Source organism: Massilia polaris (assembly GCF_012927275.1).
Classification (GTDB): domain Bacteria; phylum Pseudomonadota; class Gammaproteobacteria; order Burkholderiales; family Burkholderiaceae_D; genus Telluria_A; species Telluria_A polaris.
In genome coordinates, this window is record NZ_JABBGG010000005.1 from 221,657 (window position 1) to 239,701 (window position 18,045).

An 18,045-nucleotide genomic window follows, 5' to 3' on the forward strand; every position below is an offset into this window, starting at 1 on the left:
GGCTTACTTAAGCGGTCTAACGATTTCAATTGTTTGGAGTACTACCATGTCCCTCGTATCCATGCGTCAACTGCTGGACCATGCCGCCGAAAACGGCTATGGCCTGCCAGCGTTCAACGTCAATAACCTCGAACAGGTGCAGGCCATCATGGCTGCCGCCGACGCGGTCGGCTCCCCGGTCATCATGCAAGCGTCCGCTGGCGCCCGCAAATATGCCGGCGAAGCTTTCCTGCGCCACCTGATCGACGCCGCGGTTGAATCCTACCCGCACATCCCGGTCGTCATGCACCAGGACCACGGCCAGTCGCCGGCAGTCTGCATGGCTGCGATCCGCTCCGGCTTCACCTCGGTGATGATGGACGGCTCGCTCGAAGCCGACGGCAAGAGCGTCGCATCGTATGACTACAACGTCGACGTGTCGCGCGAAGTGGTCAAGTTCGCGCACTCGATCGGCGTGACGGTCGAAGCGGAACTGGGCGTGCTCGGTTCGCTCGAAACGATGAAGGGCGACAAGGAAGACGGCCACGGCGCCGACGGCGCGATGACCCGCGAACAGCTGCTGACGGACGTCGCGCAAGCCGCCGACTTCGTCCAGCGCACCCAGTGCGACGCACTGGCGATCGCGATCGGCACCTCGCACGGCGCCTACAAGTTCTCGCGCCAGCCAACCGGCGACATCCTGGCGATCGACCGCATCAAGGAAATCCACGCGCGCATCCCGAACACCCACCTGGTGATGCACGGTTCCTCGTCGGTGCCGCAGGAACTGCTGGCCGTGATCCGCGAATTCGGCGGCGACATGAAGGAAACCTACGGCGTGCCGGTCGAAGAGATCCAGGAAGGCATCCGCCACGGCGTCCGCAAGATCAACATCGACACCGACATCCGCCTGGCGATGACGGCGGCGATCCGCAAGTACCTGTTCGAAAACCCATCCAAGTTCGACCCGCGCGACTACCTCAAGCCTGCGCGTGACGCGGCGATGGACATCTGCAAGGCGCGCTTCCTGGCCTTCGGTTGCGAAGGACAGGCTGCCAAGATCAAGCCGATCCCGATGGACAAGATGGCCGAGCGTTACAAAAACGGCGAACTGGCCCAGATCGTAAAATAAACACCCCTCGCGCGACTTTCGGGGCGCGCTTAGGTGGAGTGTTCGCTTGCAAGCGAACACCGTTTCGCAGGCGAATCGCGTGCGATTCGAAACCCCTGCTCCACCTTTTGGCAATTCAAGGATTCGTGATGTCTAGTGTTCTCGAAACAAATCTCAAGTCGCTTCCCTTCCTTCACCGCGGAAAAGTGCGCGACATTTACGCCGTCGGCGACGACAAGCTGCTGGTCATCCAGACCGACCGCCTGTCCGCATTCGACGTCATCCTCGACGATCCGATTCCGGGCAAGGGCAAGATCCTGACGGCCATGTCGAACTTCTGGTTCCAGAAATTCGCCGACCTGATGCCGAACCACGAGACCGGCATCGATCCGCTGTCCGTCGTCGCTCCGGAAGAGCGCGCGCAGGCTGAAGGCCGCGCCATCGTCGTCAAGAAATTCAAGCCGCTCGGCATCGAGGCGATCGTGCGCGGTTACCTGATCGGTTCGGGCTGGAAGGATTACCAGAAGACCGGCAAGGTGTGCGGTATCGCACTGCCAGCCGGCATGAAGGAAGCCGAGAAGCTGCCGCAGGTCCTGTTCACGCCATCGACCAAGGCCCCGGCCGGCGCGCATGACGAAAACATTTCGTACGAAGAAGCCGAGCAGATCATCGGCGCGGACGTGGCGCGCCAGGTGCGCGACTACGCGATCGCGCTGTACACCAAGGCCGCCGAATACGCCGCCGAAAAAGGCATCATCATCGCCGACACCAAGTTCGAATTCGGCCAGGATGAAACCGGCAAGATCTACCTGATCGACGAAATCCTGACCCCGGACTCGTCGCGCTTCTGGCCGATGGAAAGCTACGCAACCGGCATGTCGCCGCCGTCCTACGACAAGCAGTTCGTGCGCGACTACCTGGAAACGCTGAAGGACTGGAACAAGGCGCCGCCATCGCCGCCGGTCCCGGCCGACGTGATCGCCAAGACCCAGGCCAAGTATCTTGAAGCCCTCGAGCGCCTGACCGGCCAGAAACTGGATCTCTGAGATGGACAACACAGCAAAGCCGGTCGTCGGCGTCGTGATGGGTTCGTCGTCGGACTGGGACGTGATGCAGCATGCGGTCGCCATCCTGAAGGAATTCGGCGTACCGTATGAAGCGCAAGTGGTTTCTGCCCACCGCATGCCGGATGAAATGTTTGCCTACGCAGAAAGCGCGCGTGCGCGCGGCCTGCGTGCGATCATCGCCGGCGCCGGTGGCGCCGCACACCTGCCAGGCATGATTGCAGCCAAGACCATCGTTCCGGTGCTCGGCGTGCCGGTGCCGTCCAAGTACCTGCGCGGCGAGGATTCGCTGCTGTCGATCGTGCAGATGCCGAAGGGCATTCCTGTCGCGACTTTCGCTATCGGCGAAGCAGGCGCGGCAAATGCTGCGCTGGCCGCAGTCGCGATGATCGCCAGCCTCGACGATGCGATGGCGGACCGCCTGCAGGATTACCGCAATATCCAGACAGCGGCCGCAAGGGCCATGGCGTTACCAGTATGAACGATAAGCAGTTTTCCCCGGCGCGCCCACCGGCAACGCTGGGTGTGATGGGCGGCGGCCAGCTTGGCCGCATGTTCGCGCATGCGGCGCAGGCGATGGGCTTCAAGGTCGCCGTGCTGGACCCGGCACGCGACAGCCCGGCAGGGCAGGCGGCCGACCGCCTGATCGTGGCCGGCTACAGCGACCCGGCGGGCCTGGCGGATCTCGCATCCGCCTGCGCCGCCATCACCACCGAATTTGAAAATGTCCCGGCCGACAGCCTGGCCTTCCTTGGCGCGCATACTTTCGTCGCCCCGGCCGCGCAGTGCGTGTCGGTGGCGCAGGACCGCATCGCGGAGAAGCGTTTCTTCGTCGATTGCTCGCCGAGCTCCGGCGTGATGCCGGCGCCGCACAAGACCATTGCGTCCAGCGAAGACATCGATGCGATTCCCGATGACCTGCTGCCGGGCATCCTGAAAACCGTGCGCATGGGCTATGACGGCAAGGGCCAGGTCCGCGTCAAAACGCGTTCCGACGTGCGCGCCGCGTTCGCCGACATGAATGGCGTCACTTGCCTGCTCGAAAAGATGCTGCCGCTGGCGTATGAGGTCTCGGTGCTCACCGCACGCGGCGCCGATGGCGAGTCGATCGTCTACCCGATCGCCGAAAACGTGCACCGCGACGGCATCCTGTTCACCACCACCGTTCCCGGCCCAAACGTTTCCAACGCCTGCGCCGGCATGGCGCAGGACGCCGCACGCGCGATCATCTCGCAGCTCGGCTATGTCGGCGTGCTGTGCATCGAATTCTTCGTGCTGACCGACGGCACGCTGGTGGTCAACGAGATGGCCCCGCGCCCGCACAACAGCGGGCACTACACCATCGACGCCTGCGTCACCAGCCAGTTCGCACAGCAAGTGCGGGCGATGGCGCGGCTGCCGCTGGGCGACGTGCGCCAGCATTCGCCGGCCGTCATGCTGAACATCCTCGGCGACGTGTGGTTCGACGCCGGCAGCGACACTGCGCGCGAACCGGCCTGGGAACAGGTGCTGGCGCTGCCTGGCGCCTGCCTGCACCTGTACGGCAAGGAAGAGGCGCGCCCTGGCCGCAAGATGGGCCACCTGACCCTCGTTGCGCCAACCCTCGCCGAAGCGCAGGACAAGCTGCGTTCCGCGTGCAGCATCCTGGGCATCGAGCTGGACGCATGAGCGGGCCGGACGTCGACAAGGCGGCGATTGCCGCCGCCGCGCGCTTGCTGGAAGAGGGCAGCCTGGTTGCCCTGCCAACCGAGACCGTGTACGGGCTCGGCGCCGACGCCGAGAACCCGGCCGCGGTGGCGCGCATTTACGCAGCCAAGGGCCGCCCGATGGACCACCCGGTGATCGTGCACATCGCGCCTGGCGCCGACCTCGACCACTGGGCCACCGACATTCCGCATGAAGCGCGCGCACTGGCGGACGCTTTCTGGCCCGGTCCGCTGACGATGATCCTCAAGCGCGCAGCGCACATTCCCGACGCCGTCTCCGGCGGCCAGGACACGGTGGGCATCCGCTGCCCGTCGCATCCGGTCGCCATCGCGCTGCTGCAGGCGTTCAAGGGCGGCAAGGGCGGCGTCGCGGCGCCATCCGCCAACAAGTTCGGCAACGTCAGCCCGACCACCGCGCAGCACGTGCGCGACGAATTCGGCGCCGACGGCACGGTTGCCGCGATTCTCGACGGCGGCCAGAGCCAGGTCGGCATCGAATCGACCATCGTCGACCTGTCGCGCCTGTCCACGCACGGCCCGGTGCTGCTGCGCCCCGGCCACATCAGCGCCGATGCGATTGCTGCCGTTATCGACAGCATGCCGGCTGCACCCGACGTCGCCGCGCCGCGCGCTTCCGGCACGCTGGAATCGCATTACGCGCCGCACACCCCGGTCGCCATGCAGGACGGCGACGAACTGCTCGCTACCCTCGGCAAGCTGCAAGCGGCCGGCCGCAAGGTCGCCCTGATCCATTACAGCGCATTCCCGCAGGCACACGCCGAAGTGCGCTTGCCGTCCAGCCCGGAAGGGTTTGCGCATGCGCTGTACGCCGCCCTGCGCGCGATGGACCAGGCCGGCTCCGACGTGATTTTGGTCGAGGCGCCGCCGCGCGGCGGCGAGTGGCTGGGTGTCAATGACCGGCTGCGCCGCGCCGCGCATGGTTCCAGTGGCATCGTGCACGGTCTGCTGAACCATGACGCACCAACTTAACAGGATGCATTGTTGTTTCGACCCGACGGGAAGATAAGTTTATTGATGTACAAGATTGCTTAACGCTGGCATATTAGTTGTAGTGCAAAAAGCACGGGCGTTCGCATCAAAAATATATTCTTCTTAGGAGACACAATGCGTCACAATAATATCGCGCTGGCCTTGCTGGCGGCGGCTATCCTTTCCGCTTGCGGCAGCAGCGACAACGACACTGTCACGCAACCGCCGAAGCCGAAATTCGCTTCCCAGGTAACGTTCGGCGACAGCCTGTCCGACGTCGGCACCTATGCCGTCGGCCCGGTCGCCGCCCTGCGCGGCGGCAAGTACACGATCAACGGCGACAACACCGCCATCAACGCTTCGCTGACCGGCAAGAACTGGACCGAGCTGATGGCATCGCGCCTCGGCCTCGCAGCGCCCTGCGCCGCGGTCACCGGCCTCGACGGCGACGCGACCCGCGGCTTCTCGGTTCCCGTTACCAACAACCTGAACTGCACCGGCTATGCCCAGGGCGGTTCGCGCGTCACCAATCCGGTTGGACCGGGCAACAAACTCACTGGCGCCGCGATCGGCCAGCTGACCTACCCGGTTGCCACCCAGGTCGCAACGCACCTTGCACGCAATGGCGGCAAATTCAAGGGCGACGAAGTGGTACTCGTCATGGCGGGCGGCAATGACGCATTCGCCCTGCTCGGTGAACTGACTGCGGCCGCGACCGCGGCCGGCAACGCCGCCGGTGCGGCCGAAGGCGCCAAGGTTGGCGCACAGACCTTCGCCAGCACGCTGGTAGGCCTGCTGGCTGCCGGCGCAAGCAACCCGACCACCGCCGCACAAGCCATCGGCGCCGCAGTCGCAACCGAGTCGGCACGTGCCGGAAGCACCTCGCAAACCATCGTCGGCGTCGCCGTCGCAACCGCCGCAGCACAGCCAGGCAACATGGCGGTTGGTTCGCCAGCCGTGTATGGCCCGATGGTCGCCCAGTCCCAGACCGCTGCCGCCACCGCGGGTGCCGCAGCAGGCGCCAAGGCCGGCGCTGCAGCTGGCGCCGCTTACGGTGCTGCGAACGGTCCGGCGATGGTGCCGCGCATGGCCGCAGCCGCTGCCGAACTGGCGGACCTCGTCCGTAACCAGATCGTCGCCAAGGGCGCAAAGTACGTGGTGCTGGTCAACCTGCCCGACCTCGGCAGCGTGCCAAGCTCGAAGGCGCAGGCCGCATCGACCCAGACCCTGATCAACGGCATGGTCAATGCGTACAACATCGCGCTGCGCGTCGGCATTGACGGCCTCGAATCGCAGGTACTGTATGTCGACCTGTTCACGCCGAGCCAGGACCAGATCCTGAATCCGGCCAAGTACGGCATCTCCAACGCCGCCAAGCCGGCCTGCGGCCCGAACGCGCTTGGCACCACCTCGCTGGCATGCAACGGCACCAACCTGATCGCTGGCGACGTCAGCAAGTACCTGTTCGCTGATGACGTGCACCCGACGCCGTTTGGCTACTCGCTGATCTCCAACTTCGTCGCCGAGCAAATGGTGGCAAAACGCTGGCTGTAAGCGCAATGACGTAAGAAAAATCAGGGTCCGTCCCCGGGGACGGACCCCGGGGACGCCACGATGTCCCCGGGGACAGACCCCGGGGACGGACCGGGTCACGTTGACCGGGTCACGTTGACCGGGTCACGTTGACCGGGTCACGTTGACCGGGTCACGTTGACCGGGTCACGTTGACCCCGATGTACTTCTTCAGTTGACTGGCTGGGCGCCGCGGATCATGACCTCGAGCAGGTGGACTTCCATCGGGGCACCGATCAGGTAGCCTTGGCAGCACTTGCATCCCAGGTCGGCGAGGAAGGCGCGTTGCGCTTCCGTTTCGACGCCTTCGGCAATGATTCCCAATCCCAATGCATGCCCCAGCGCCACGATGCTGCGCGCGATCGACGCGTCGTTCGGGTTGACCAGCACGTCGCGCACGAACAAGCGGTCGATCTTCAGCTGGTCCAGCGGCAGCGTCTTCAGGTAGCTCAGCGACGCGCAGCAGGTCGATCATGATGCCGTCGGCTTTGCCCTCGGCGTTGACGAATATTTTTGGCGGGTTCGCGTAGATGCCGACCCTGACGTGCTGGTCCTCGCCGGTACTCATGCCCGTGGCGCATGAGAGCAGGACAAGGCACAGCACCAGGCGATGTACACGACGCACATGTCCTCCCGGACCAAAGCGGTAACCGCACTTGCCGGTGTACGCCCGTCGCCATGAAACAAACCCGCCGCAGCGGGTTTTTCATGAGCACGGCTGCGACCTTAAAACGCCGCGATGCCGGTCTGCGCGCGGCCCAGGATCAGCGCGTGGATATCGTGCGTGCCTTCGTAGGTGTTGACCACCTCGAGGTTGACCATGTGGCGGATCACGCCGAACTCGTCGGAGATGCCGTTACCGCCGAGCATGTCGCGCGCGACGCGGGCGATGTCCAGCGACTTGCCGCAGGAATTGCGCTTCATCATCGACGTGATCTCGACCGCGGCGGTGCCGGCGTCCTTCATGCGGCCCAGCTGCAGGCAGCCCTGCAGGCCCAGCGTGATTTCGGTCTGCATGTCGGCCAGCTTCTTCTGCACCAGCTGGTTGGCCGCCAAGGGCTTGCCGAACTGCTGGCGGTCCATCGTGTACTGGCGCGCGGTGTGCCAGCAGGCTTCGGCCGCGCCCAGCGCACCCCAGGCGATGCCGTAGCGTGCCGAATTCAGGCAGGTGAACGGACCTTTCAGGCCGCGCACGTCCGGGAACGCGTTCTCTTCAGGGCAGAACACGTTGTCCATCACGATTTCGCCGGTGACCGACGCGCGCAGCCCGAACTTGCCGTGGATGGCGGGCGCCGACAGGCCGGCCATGCCTTTTTCCAGCACGAAGCCGCGGATCGCGCCTTCATCGTCCTTGGCCCAGACCACGAACACGTCGGCCACCGGCGAGTTGGTGATCCACATCTTGGAGCCGCTCAGCGCGTAGCCGCCGTCGACCTTGCGCGCGCGGGTGATCATCGAGCCAGGGTCGGAACCATGGTTCGGCTCGGTCAGGCCGAAGCAGCCGATCCATTCGCCGGTCGCCAGCTTCGGCAGGTACTTCTGGCGCTGCGCTTCGGTGCCGAATTCATAAATCGGCACCATCACCAGCGACGACTGTACGCTTGCCATCGAGCGGTAGCCGGAATCGACGCGCTCGATTTCGCGCGCGATCAGGCCGTAGGACACGTAGTTCAGGCCCGGGCCGCCGTACTGTTCCGGAATCGTCGGTCCCAGCAGGCCGAGTTCGCCCATCTCGCGGAAGATGGAGGTGTCCATGCGCTCGTGGCGGAACGCCTCGAGGATGCGCGGCGCCAGCTTGTCCTGGCAGTACGCCGCGGCAGCGTCGCGCACCATGCGCTCTTCGTCGGTCAGCTGTTCGTTCAGCAACAGCGGATCATCCCAGTGGAACTGCGCCTTACGGGGCGAATCGGATCGGTTCATGCTCTTTCCTGTCTCAGTGTTGGATGGTGGAACAAGTTGTATATACTGCTTTATGGATATGCAATTTTACCGCGTTTGCGTGCTTCCGAATTGCCCGGCGTGGAAAATCAGCGACGCCTGGGGATGGAAGGCGCAATTCTCGACTTCGCCCACGAAAATGACGTGGTCGCCCTCCGGGTAGCGGCTGCGGTTGTGGCATTCGAACCACGCCGACACGCCCTTGAGGATCGGCTGGCCGGTGCGCGACAGCTCGTACTCGACGCCGGCGAACGGGTCGTCGGTGCGGCGCGAGAAGCGCTGGGCCAGATGGGCCTGCCCGGCGCCCAGCACATTGATGACGTAGTGGGAATTGCCGCTGAAAATGGGCATGCTGTTGGCGCCCTCGGAAAGGCTCCACAGCACCAGCGGCGGTTCCAGCGAGACCGAGTTGAACGAGCTGGCGGTCAGGCCGCGGAAACTGCCGTCCGCCAGCCGCGTGGTGATCACGGTAACGCCTGTAGCGAACTGGGACAGCGCTTGCCGGAACTGCGTCGAATCGAAATCGCGGGCTACAGCGCGCGGGGAGCTAATGTTCATTGGTGACCTGTCTATTTATACCATTATGCCAAACTTCGGCCCTGCCGTACCACCGGCGGGCCCGGCACTTGTCATAGCTGCACGGTACTGCACTTTGCGTTACAGTTGCTCCATACGCGTTTGCGGGCAATGAGGTGTGTGATGACGAACCAATCGGCGGGCAATGTCGCGATACTCGGGGGCGGCTGTTTCTGGTGCCTGGAAGCGGTGTACCTTGAGGCGCGCGGGGTGACGAAGGTCGAGTCCGGCTATATGGGCGGGCATGAGGACCATCCCAGCTACGAGCAGGTCTGCGCGGGAACCACCGGGCACGCGGAAGTGGTGCGGCTCGAGTTCGACCCGGCCGTGGTCAGCTACCACGACCTGCTGGAAGTGTTCTTCACCATCCACGACCCGACCACCCTGAACCGCCAGGGCAATGACGTCGGCACCCAATACCGCTCGGTTATTTATTACACGACGCCGGAGCAGGAGCGGGTGGCGCACCAGGTGATCGCTGAAATGGCCAATGTCTGGGACGCGCCGATCGTGACCGAATTGGCGGCTGCCGAGACCTGGCACAGGGCCGAGGATTATCACCAGGATTATTTCCGCCAGCACCCGTTGCAGGGGTATTGCGCGTTCGTCGTCGCGCCGAAGGTGGCCAAGTTCCGCAATACGTTCGCCAACCGGCTGAAGTAGTAATCCGGCGGAACAGGCCGAAGGCCGGTGAAGCAGGGGTTTCGAATCGCATGCGGAACGGTATTCGCGTGCAAGCGAATACTCCTTTCGTCCGCCGAATTTATCACGGGTACATATGCCGCCGCGACCAGGGATGATTGTCCGGCGTACTCCCCGCCTTCCCGCACACCACCTGGTACAAACTGATCAGGTCATGGTTGAACGCATACGTGCATCCCGCCAGGTACACATGCCATATCCGGAAATGGCGCTCGTCCGTCAACGTGCGTATCGTCGCCGCATTCGCCTCGTAATTCTCGGTCCATAGCTCGCAGGTACGCGCGTAATGCCGGCGCAGGTTCTCCACATCGCGCGCTTCCAGCCCGCCTTGCTGCATCGCCCTGATGACCGCGCCGAGGTGCGCCAGTTCTCCATGCGGAAACACATACCTGCTGATGAACTCGCCGCCTCCGTACGGCGTCGCGCGTCCCTCCGGATCGGTGCTGGTGATGCCGTGGTTCATCGCCAGGCCGTCCGGCGCCAGCAGCGCATTGATGCGGCCGAAATACTCGGCAAGATGGCGCACTCCGACATGCTCGAACATGCCGACGCTGGTGATGCGGTCGAACTGCCCCTCGACATCGCGGTAATCCTGCAGGCGGATCTCAACCTTGTCCTGCAGGCCGGCCCTGGCGACCTGCGCGCGCGCCAGCCGGTGCTGGTTTTCGGACAGGGTGATGCCGACGCAGCGCGCACCGAAGCGTTCGGCGGCGCGGATCGCCAGCGCGCCCCAGCCGCAGCCGATGTCGAGCAAGGTCTGTCCCGGCCGCACGTCGAGTTTTGTCAGGATGTGGTCGATCTTTTTTTGCTGCGCGGTGGCCAGGTCCTCGTCGCCGTTTTCAAAGTAGGCGCAGGAGTACACCATGGCGGGGTCGAGCCACGCGCGATAGAACTCGTTGGACACGTCGTAGTGGTAGCGGATGGCGTCGGCATCCACCTGGCGGGTGTGCGGCAGCGAGCGCATGAAGCGCCGCAGCGCGCCGTGCGGCCGGACCGAGGCGGCCGCCAGTGCATTGACGACGGCGATCATGTCGGTGGCGCGGCCGCTGACCTCGATGGCGCCCTCGACGTAAGCCCGTCCGAGGTTGTACAGCGACGGCGACACCAGGTAGCGCACCGCCGACGCCTCGGGCACGCGGATCGTGACGCGCGGCGGCTCGGACGAGAAATCCAGGCGCTGGCCATTCCACAGCTCGATCCGCAGCGGCACTGTCGTCTTGCTGCGCACGCCTGAGCTCCAGGCGTCCAATCGTAGTTGGCTAAACACGCTTTCCTCCGGCTCATCGGGCAGGGGCTTTGGCGCCGCCGGTCCCCTTACGGTTGCAAACGCTGCCGTGTCCAGCCGCCGTCCTGCAGCGTATACACGATGCGGTCATGAAAACGCGAACGGCGTCCCTGCCAGAACTCGATGCGTTCGGGCACCAGACGGAAACCGCCCCAGTTGTCCGGGCGCGGCGGCTGTTCGCCATACTGCTGTGCTATCGATTCGTATTGCTGCTCCATGGCCGCGCGGCTGCCGATCGGCTCGCTTTGCGCGGACGCGACGGCAGCCAGCCGGCTCTTCAGTGGCCGGCTGTGGAAATATTGGTCGCTTTCGGCCGGCGACGTGCGCTCCACTCTACCTTCGATACGGATCTGGCGCTCAAGTTCGCTCCAGAAGAACAGCAGCGACGCAAATGGGTTTTGCGCAAGCTGGCGGCCCTTCTGGCTGCCGTAGTTCGTGTACCAGGTGAAACCGCGCGGGTCGAACTGCTTGACCAGCACGATGCGCGATGTCGGGCGGCCGCGCGCGTCCACGGTCGACACGCCCATCGCGTTCGGTTCGTTGACCTGCGCCTTCAGCGCTTCATCGAACCACATGCCGAACTGGACGATCGGATCGGCATCGACATCGCTTTCCGACAGGCTGGCCTGGCCGTAGTCCTGGCGCAGGTGAGCCACCGCCTCGCCCGCCATCGCTTCGGGCGCAATGCCGCGCCGCGCCTGCATCGCCGCGCCCAGCTGGGCCATTTGCCCGGCGCTGAACAGGCGTTTCGCCATCGGCGCGATCTGGCCTTCCTCGCGCTCCATGTGTGAGCTGTAGCGTTCGGCAAATTCGCGCACGTCCGGCCCCGACAGCGCCGCGCCCGCGCCATCGGCGATCGGGCGCAGCTGCTCGTGCAGGCGCTGCCACAGCGCATCCATCTTGTCGTGGTCGTCGATGATGCCAGGCACCAGCGCGGCCAGCGTGACCGCGTCTTCGCCCTGCGCCACCTGGCGCAGCATCGGAATCAGGTCCTGTTCCTCATCCTCATGGTGCAGGTGCGCCGCCTTGTCGAAATAGCGGATCACCGCCGCTGCCGCCTGGCGCGCCTGCTCGTCGGCGCCATGCTGCGGCAGGTGATCGAGCAGTTTTTGCATGGTGGCAAGCTGCTTGCGGATGCGGTCGTGGCAGTGCTTGAGCACGGCGATCGGCTGGTCGAACCCGGGCGCGGCATCGTGGAGGGCGTTGGTCATGTCAGCTTTCAAATGGTGCAATGTTTAATCACATTTTAGAACAGTGTGAACGGCAGTGTTTGTTTACAATGCGTGGATGAATACCATCAACACCCATATCTTCACTGGCGAGGCCGACGAGGTCGATTTCGCCCGGCGTTTTGGCGGCATCGCGCGGCTGTATGGCGATGCGGCGCTGCAACGTTTCCGCGCTACGCACGTGTGCGTGATCGGCGTCGGCGGCGTCGGTTCGTGGACCGTCGAGGCGCTGGCGCGCAGCGCCATCGGCCAGCTGACCCTGATCGACCTGGACAACGTTGCCGAGTCGAATATCAACCGCCAGATCCAGGCGCTGTCCGGCACTATCGGGCAGGCCAAGGTTGGCGCGCTGGCCGAGCGCATCGCCCAGATCAATCCGTTCTGCCGGGTCAACCTGATCGAGGATTTCATCGATCCGGGCAATCTCGACCAGATGATCCAAGGGCGCGGCTACGATTTCGTCATCGACGCCATCGATCACGTCCGGTCGAAAGCCGCGCTGATCGCTTACTGCCGCGACCATGCGATTCCGATGATCACCATCGGCAGTGCCGGCGGGCAGGTCGACCCTTCCCGCATCGAGATCCGCGACCTCAGCAAGACCGAGCAGGAACCGATGCTAAAAATCGTGCGCAAGAAGCTGCGCAACGAGTACGGCTTTCCGCGCAGTATCAAAACCAAATTTAACGTCGATGCGGTATTCTCGATGGAGCCGCTGACTTTCCCTGCAGTCGAGGCCGACAGCTGCGAGATCGAAGAAGGCACGGCCGGCGTGAGCGGCCTGAACTGCGCCGGCTTCGGTTCCAGCATGGTGGTCACCGCCACCTTCGGTATGCTTGCGGCGGGCCACCTGCTGCGCAAGCTGGCGGCGGATGCGAACGGGGAAAGCGAGCCGCAGCAAGCGGCTGTGCAGCCGGAGGCGGCCGCGTTATCATAAGCACAGGACCACCGCGTTTTGACCACCTCTCAAGGAAAGATAAATACATGATTCGCAGCTCCATCTTGTTCGCCATGCTGAGCGCCGCCGGTGCAATTGCCCAGGCCCAGTCCATCAGCCATGACGCGCATGCGCAAGCGCAGGCCCAGTCGCAGACCGCCACCGATCCTGCCGCGGTAGCCGCCGCCATCGCCCAGCCTGCGCAGGCCACCGCGCCAGTCGCGCAGCCCGCTCCGGCCGCCGCACCTGCTGTCGCCGCCGTGCCTGCCGAGCCTGCGCTGGATCCGCTAGTCTCCAAGGACAGCAAGGTGGGCACCGGCAAGGAAGCGACTGCCGGTGCTAAGGTACTGGTCAATTACACCGGCTGGTTCTACAAGCCGCTGGCCAAGAACCAGCGCGGCCGCCAGTTCGATTCCTCGATCGGCCGCGAGCCGCTCGAGTTCCAGCTTGGCGCGGGCCGCGTCATCAAGGGCTGGGACCAGGGCGTGGCGGGCATGAAAGTGGGCGGCAAGCGCACCCTGATCATCCCGAGCCACCTGGCCTATGGCAAGCGCGGTGCGGGCGGCGGCGTGATCCCGCCTGAGTCGGACCTGATTTTCGAGGTGGAACTGCTGCAAGTGAAGTAAGTCAAATCGATAACGAACCGGTGGGAGATATGTAATGAGAATTGCAAACGACGTCACTGAACTGATCGGGAATACCCCACTGGTCCGTATCCGCAAACTTGGCCGCGACGCCGGAGCGCAGATCGTGGCCAAGCTCGAATTCCATAATCCCGCCCACAGCGTCAAGGACCGTATCGGCCTGGCGATGATCGAGGCCGCCGAAGCGGCGGGGCAGATCGGCCCCGACACCGTTATCGTCGAACCCACCAGCGGTAACACCGGCATCGCGCTGGCGATGGTGTGCGCGGCGCGCGGCTACCGCTGCAAGCTGGTGATGCCCGAAACCATGAGCACCGAGCGCCGTACTTTGCTGCGCGCCTATGGGGCCGAGCTGGTGCTGACCCCCGGGTCGGAAGGCATGATGGGCGCGATCCGCCGCGCCGAAGAACTGGTGGCCGACAATCCGAGCCACTTCATGCCGCAGCAGTTCAACAACCCCGCCAATCCTGAGGTGCACCGCCGTACCACCGCCGAGGAAATCTGGCGCGACACCGACGGCCAGGTCGACATCCTCGTGGCCGGGGTCGGCACCGGCGGCACCATCACCGGTGTGAGCGAAGTCATCAAGTCGCGCAAGCCCGGCTTCCAGGCCATTGCCGTCGAGCCGGAAGCGTCGCCGATGCTGTCGAAAGGCACCAAAGGGCCGCACCCGATCCAGGGCATCGGCGCCGGTTTCATTCCTGCCGTGCTCAATGTTCACGCTTACGATGAAGTGATCTGCGTCAGCAACGACAATGCGTTCGAGACCGCGCGCGCCGCGGCAAAGGGCGAAGGCCTGCTGGTTGGCATTTCGGCGGGTGCAGCCCTGTGGGCCGCGCTGCAGGTGGCCCACCGGCCGGAAAACGCGGGCAAGCTGATCGTGGTGATCATCCCGTCGTTCGGCGAGCGCTACCTGAGCACTCCCCTGTACGCTAACCTGGCATAGAGCGGCTAACGTCTCAACGTACCGCCAACGTAGATAGAGCACGCGGCCGACAGCTATCGACCCGAAGTGGTTGTGTCCGTGTCTTCAAAGTTCGGTGCTCGATGCGCACCGCTCAGCGCTTGGCCTTCTGCGCGGGTATCGACACCATCGATGGCTTGCTGGGGTCGGGTACATAACTCAGCTTCATGTCGTCGCCCGTACGTTGGTTGAATTCCATGGTCACGTTGCCGTCGCCGGAGACGAACTTGTTCTTCGACACTGCTTTGAGCCGCATCGGCTTTTCGGTGTCGATGGTCGCGTCGATGTATTCTGGCCTGCCGCGCACTTCCAGTCGCCAGCCATTCGCCATGTCATAGTTTCCCGCGATTTTCTTGACTTCGTCAGGCATGAGCCGGATTGCCTTGCCTGGCGCCGTCACCGTCACGGTCGAGACCGGAGCAGTATCGGGCAGTGGGTAGGGTTGGGTCTGCGCACCGGCGCCAGCGGCAAGCACGAGCAGGGATGCGGGAATCAGGAGAGATAGGGGTCGCATGATCGTTCCTTCACAAAGCAGAAACCTTTGGACAGGCGTCACACCGAATCAGCCTCGTGGCGGGCGTCGGATGCCGCAAAGCCGACATTGCCCTTGCGGTACTTCAGTCTAGGTCAGCGTCGATCCAGGACAAGGGATGCAGGCGCGCACATCACGAAACTGTCTCGAAATGGAAAAAGTCATATCCGCGCGAAATGAGGTCAGGCGGCCGGCACCGGGTTGACGCGTTTCTCGCCTCGGCGGCGAACCGTGCACCGAGGCTCCGGCCAAGGAATCGTCAGCGCGAAAATCGACGATTGACGATACCGAGGTGCTTATTCGTCAAAGTCTGCCGCCAGGCTCTTCCAGCCCCGTGCGGTGTAGCCGGAGCCGAGTGTTACCGATGCTGCTGCAGTGACAACCGCTGCAGGCCCCTCGCATTCTGCATCTGGCAGCGTTGGCAGTGCCTGCTATGAACTAGTGCCCGCAATCAATTACGAACCCAATAAAACCCGGCCAATTGCCATCTGTGGTTATGGACAGGAATGTCTGGAAGTGGCCCGATAGCGGACATCTTCAAAGATCAGTGCCAGAATTGTTTCGCCTTCAAATCAAACGAAATGCTGTTGGGCGATCTTAGTGCGAGTGCCCGTTGAGAGCGCACGCATGGTCAGTGGTGCCTTGTTCCATCTGCAACGTGCAGTGGTGGAGCGCGAAGTTTTCCTTTAAGCCCGCAGTGAGCGCGTCAAATGCGCCGTCGCCTGGGTAGCCGCCCGGCATTACCAGATGCACGGTGAGCGCGTTCTCGGTCGTGCTCATGGCCCAGATATGCAGGTCATGGATATCGGTCACGCCGGGCTGGGCGCGCAGGAAGACGGATACTTTTTCGGCGTCGACATTCGGCGGCACCGCGCCCAGCACCAGCTGCATCGATTCGCGCAGCAGGCCCCAGGTACTCACCAAAATCAGCAGCACGATCACCAGGCTTGCCGCAGGGTCGAGCCAGGTCCAGCCGGTTCCCATGATCACCAGTCCCGAGATCACCACGCCCAGTGAAATGGCCGCGTCCGCCGCCATGTGCTGGTAGGCGCCGCGGATATTCAGGTCGTCCTTGCTGCCTGCCATGAACAGCCATGCCGACAGGCCGTTGACGGCGACGCCGATCGCCGCCACCACCGACACCGTCATACCCGCCACCGGGGCCGGGTTGGACAGGCGCTGCACGGCTTCCCAGCCGATCGCGCCGCACGCCATCATCAGCAGCAGGGCGTTGAGCACCGCCGCCAGGATCGAGCTGCTGCGCAGGCCGTAGGTGTAGCGTTCGGTGGTCGCGGTGCGCGCCAGCATTGCCGCCCCCCAGGCGAGCATCAGTCCCAGCACGTCGGAAAGGTTGTGGCCGGCGTCGGCCATCAGCGCGGTCGAGTTCGCAATAAAGCCGTAGGTGAATTCGATCGCGACGAAGATGGTGTTCAGGCCGATCGCCAGCGCGAATGCGCGGTTGTTTCCGTCCGGCGAAACGTGGTGGTGATGGTGGCCGTGCCCGTGGGCGTGGCCGTGATGATCGTGGTGGTCGTGTGGCATGTCAGGGCTTCTGCATTTCAGACTGGATCAGCTTGCGGCTTTTCGGGTCGAGTTTTTCAACGGCGCGGACCATCTTGTCGGCGTCGGCGAGCGCCTTTGTTTGTTCCGCAGTCAGCTCCTTCGCCTGCACGATCGGCGCGGGCGCCGGAGGCGGGCGGAAGAACATGGCCTGGCCGAGCAGCACCAGCAGCGCGCCCAGCAGGGCGGCGCCACCGGCGATGGCGATCACACGCCGCTCGGCGCTCAGCGCGGCCGCACCGGCCGAGCTGAGCGGGGCAGGGGCCAGCTTTGCTACCGCGGGACGCTCGATGTGGCCGCCATCCTGCAGCGCCTGCACCTGGCCGGCCAGTTCGCGGGTGGCGTCGTCGAGCAGCGCCACGTGGCGCTCGACCGCTTCGGCAAGCACCGCTTCGTTCAGGGCGACCAGGGCGAACACCGGGTCGTCGACGTCGATCCTGACGCCGGTTTTTTCGAATACGAGGGTGCGCAGTTTTTGCTGGTCCATGCGGCTTACCACTGCACTTTGTCGAGTTGTTCGAACAGGTCGCGGAACACGACCTTGATGCGCTGCTTTTCCATCACGTTGAACTTTTCGCTGGCGCGCACTTCCTCGGCGGTCAGGCGGGCGATGTTCATCTTTTTGATGTCGGCCCCGAAGGTGTCGGCATTACGCTGCGACAGCACGATCCGCCCTACCACGCGGCCGGCGTTGTCGGCGTAGGTGTTGGACTCGGTAAACTGCTTGCCGCTGGCCGATTGCAGCAGGCCGAAGTGCTCGTTCTCCCACAGCACCAGCGGAACATTGGTCGACTTGGCGGTCGAGACGAAGCCCATCGCGGTGTCGTGCAAAGTGTCGCCGCCGCCCACGATAACGTGGATGTACACCTTGCGGCCCGAGTCCTCCAGCAGCGAGAAGCAGTCGTTCTCCAGCAGGTAGGCCATCAGCGGCGAGAAGGTGTTGGCGCCGTTGTCGACCACGCAGTTGCCGTCTTCCTCGAGGATGTCGATCATCAGCGCGTCGAAGCGCTTCGGGTCGATCATGCGGTTGTCGGTCATCACCGGCACGTGCTTCACGTTCATCGCCTTGTAGCGCGCAAAGGTGGCGTTTTCCTGGTCGGTATCGAAGCAGCGCAGCGGCTTCTCATCCTTGCCGGCGAGCCATTGCGCGAGGATGGTCGAGACCAGGGTCTTGCCGATGCCGCCCTTGCCCTGCAGGATGAAGTGAACCGTGTTGTGCATCGAATTGCTCCAAAATTAATGAAAACGTTTGCGGC

The 18,045-nt window shown here is 64.0% G+C and carries 18 protein-coding genes and 1 pseudogene; 10 read left to right on the forward strand and 9 right to left on the reverse strand.

What is annotated here, in order from left to right:
• Positions 1-46 precede the first annotated feature (46 nt).
• The 6 genes from fba to HHL21_RS10750 all read left to right on the forward strand — a co-directional run bounded on the left by fba (position 47) and on the right by HHL21_RS10750 (position 6,404).
• On the forward strand, positions 47-1,111 hold the full coding sequence (fba, locus tag HHL21_RS10725) for a class II fructose-bisphosphate aldolase (RefSeq protein WP_169465560.1): 1,065 nt from the start codon (positions 47-49) through the stop codon (positions 1,109-1,111).
• A 128-nt stretch (positions 1,112-1,239) separates the two neighbouring features.
• Positions 1,240-2,136 carry a phosphoribosylaminoimidazolesuccinocarboxamide synthase gene (locus tag HHL21_RS10730; protein ID WP_169465563.1) on the forward strand — a complete coding sequence of 299 codons (897 nt, stop codon included), beginning with the start codon at positions 1,240-1,242 and terminating at the stop codon, positions 2,134-2,136.
• Between the two features lies 1 nt (position 2,137).
• Complete coding sequence (gene purE, locus HHL21_RS10735; protein ID WP_169465565.1) at positions 2,138-2,635, forward strand: 5-(carboxyamino)imidazole ribonucleotide mutase; 498 nt, start codon at positions 2,138-2,140, stop codon at positions 2,633-2,635.
• Positions 2,632-3,822 (forward strand): 5-(carboxyamino)imidazole ribonucleotide synthase, encoded by a 1,191-nt coding sequence (locus HHL21_RS10740; RefSeq protein WP_169465567.1) that lies wholly within the window; start codon positions 2,632-2,634, stop codon positions 3,820-3,822. The genes purE and HHL21_RS10740 overlap by 4 nt, the downstream gene beginning before the upstream one ends.
• The gene (locus tag HHL21_RS10745) at positions 3,819-4,850 is read left to right on the forward strand and encodes an L-threonylcarbamoyladenylate synthase (protein WP_169465569.1); all 1,032 of its coding nucleotides are present in this window, start codon (positions 3,819-3,821) and stop codon (positions 4,848-4,850) included. The genes HHL21_RS10740 and HHL21_RS10745 overlap by 4 nt, the downstream gene beginning before the upstream one ends.
• Positions 4,851-4,985: 135 nt before the next feature.
• Positions 4,986-6,404 (forward strand): SGNH/GDSL hydrolase family protein, encoded by a 1,419-nt coding sequence (locus tag HHL21_RS10750; RefSeq protein WP_169465571.1) that lies wholly within the window; start codon positions 4,986-4,988, stop codon positions 6,402-6,404.
• Positions 6,405-6,593: 189 nt separating this feature from the next.
• Here the strand turns inward: HHL21_RS10750 and HHL21_RS10755 are convergent.
• The 3 genes and pseudogenes from HHL21_RS10755 to HHL21_RS10765 all read right to left on the reverse strand — a co-directional run.
• Positions 6,594-6,881, reverse strand: a pseudogene (locus HHL21_RS10755) (EAL domain-containing protein); the annotation flags it as partial.
• A gap of 267 nt (positions 6,882-7,148) precedes the next feature.
• Positions 7,149-8,342 carry an acyl-CoA dehydrogenase gene (locus tag HHL21_RS10760; RefSeq protein WP_169465574.1) on the reverse strand — a complete coding sequence of 398 codons (1,194 nt, stop codon included), beginning with the start codon at positions 8,340-8,342 and terminating at the stop codon, positions 7,149-7,151.
• Positions 8,343-8,408: 66 nt separating this feature from the next.
• Entirely contained in the window at positions 8,409-8,918 is a 510-nt protein-coding gene (locus tag HHL21_RS10765; protein WP_169465576.1) for a flavin reductase family protein, read from the reverse strand.
• 141 nt (positions 8,919-9,059) lie between these two features.
• Between HHL21_RS10765 and msrA the strand changes: the two genes are divergently transcribed.
• Positions 9,060-9,599 (forward strand): peptide-methionine (S)-S-oxide reductase MsrA, encoded by a 540-nt coding sequence (msrA, locus tag HHL21_RS10770; RefSeq protein WP_169465578.1) that lies wholly within the window; start codon positions 9,060-9,062, stop codon positions 9,597-9,599.
• Positions 9,600-9,702: 103 nt separating this feature from the next.
• On the opposite strand, the gene HHL21_RS10775 is transcribed toward msrA, so the two are convergent.
• Positions 9,703-10,905 (reverse strand): class I SAM-dependent methyltransferase, encoded by a 1,203-nt coding sequence (locus HHL21_RS10775; RefSeq protein WP_169465580.1) that lies wholly within the window; start codon positions 10,903-10,905, stop codon positions 9,703-9,705.
• A 47-nt stretch (positions 10,906-10,952) separates the two neighbouring features.
• Positions 10,953-12,134, reverse strand: coding sequence for a pyridoxamine 5'-phosphate oxidase (gene pdxH, locus HHL21_RS10780; protein ID WP_169465583.1), 1,182 nt, complete (start codon positions 12,132-12,134; stop codon positions 10,953-10,955).
• Between the two features lie 76 nt (positions 12,135-12,210).
• On the opposite strand from pdxH, the gene tcdA reads away from it, so the two are divergent.
• From tcdA to cysK, 3 genes are read left to right on the forward strand one after another with little or no spacing between them, the layout of a single operon-like run.
• The gene (gene tcdA, locus HHL21_RS10785) at positions 12,211-13,089 is read left to right on the forward strand and encodes a tRNA cyclic N6-threonylcarbamoyladenosine(37) synthase TcdA (protein ID WP_169465585.1); all 879 of its coding nucleotides are present in this window, start codon (positions 12,211-12,213) and stop codon (positions 13,087-13,089) included.
• 47 nt (positions 13,090-13,136) lie between these two features.
• Positions 13,137-13,715: an FKBP-type peptidyl-prolyl cis-trans isomerase gene (locus HHL21_RS10790; RefSeq protein ID WP_169465587.1), complete on the forward strand. Its 579-nt coding sequence runs from the start codon at positions 13,137-13,139 to the stop codon at positions 13,713-13,715.
• Positions 13,716-13,749: 34 nt separating this feature from the next.
• A complete protein-coding gene (gene cysK, locus HHL21_RS10795; RefSeq protein ID WP_169465589.1) occupies positions 13,750-14,679 on the forward strand; it encodes a cysteine synthase A in 930 nt (309 codons plus the stop codon).
• A gap of 112 nt (positions 14,680-14,791) precedes the next feature.
• Here the strand turns inward: cysK and HHL21_RS10800 are convergent, their stop codons facing one another.
• The 4 genes from HHL21_RS10800 to HHL21_RS10815 form a co-directional block, all read right to left on the reverse strand.
• Positions 14,792-15,211, reverse strand: coding sequence for a hypothetical protein (locus HHL21_RS10800; RefSeq protein WP_169465591.1), 420 nt, complete (start codon positions 15,209-15,211; stop codon positions 14,792-14,794).
• Positions 15,212-15,826: 615 nt separating this feature from the next.
• Complete coding sequence (locus HHL21_RS10805) at positions 15,827-16,771, reverse strand: cation diffusion facilitator family transporter (protein ID WP_169465593.1); 945 nt, start codon at positions 16,769-16,771, stop codon at positions 15,827-15,829.
• 1 nt (position 16,772) lies between these two features.
• The gene (locus tag HHL21_RS10810; protein WP_169465595.1) at positions 16,773-17,276 is read right to left on the reverse strand and encodes a hypothetical protein; all 504 of its coding nucleotides are present in this window, start codon (positions 17,274-17,276) and stop codon (positions 16,773-16,775) included.
• A gap of 5 nt (positions 17,277-17,281) precedes the next feature.
• The gene (locus HHL21_RS10815) at positions 17,282-18,010 is read right to left on the reverse strand and encodes a P-loop NTPase family protein (protein ID WP_169465597.1); all 729 of its coding nucleotides are present in this window, start codon (positions 18,008-18,010) and stop codon (positions 17,282-17,284) included.
• Positions 18,011-18,045 lie beyond the last annotated feature (35 nt).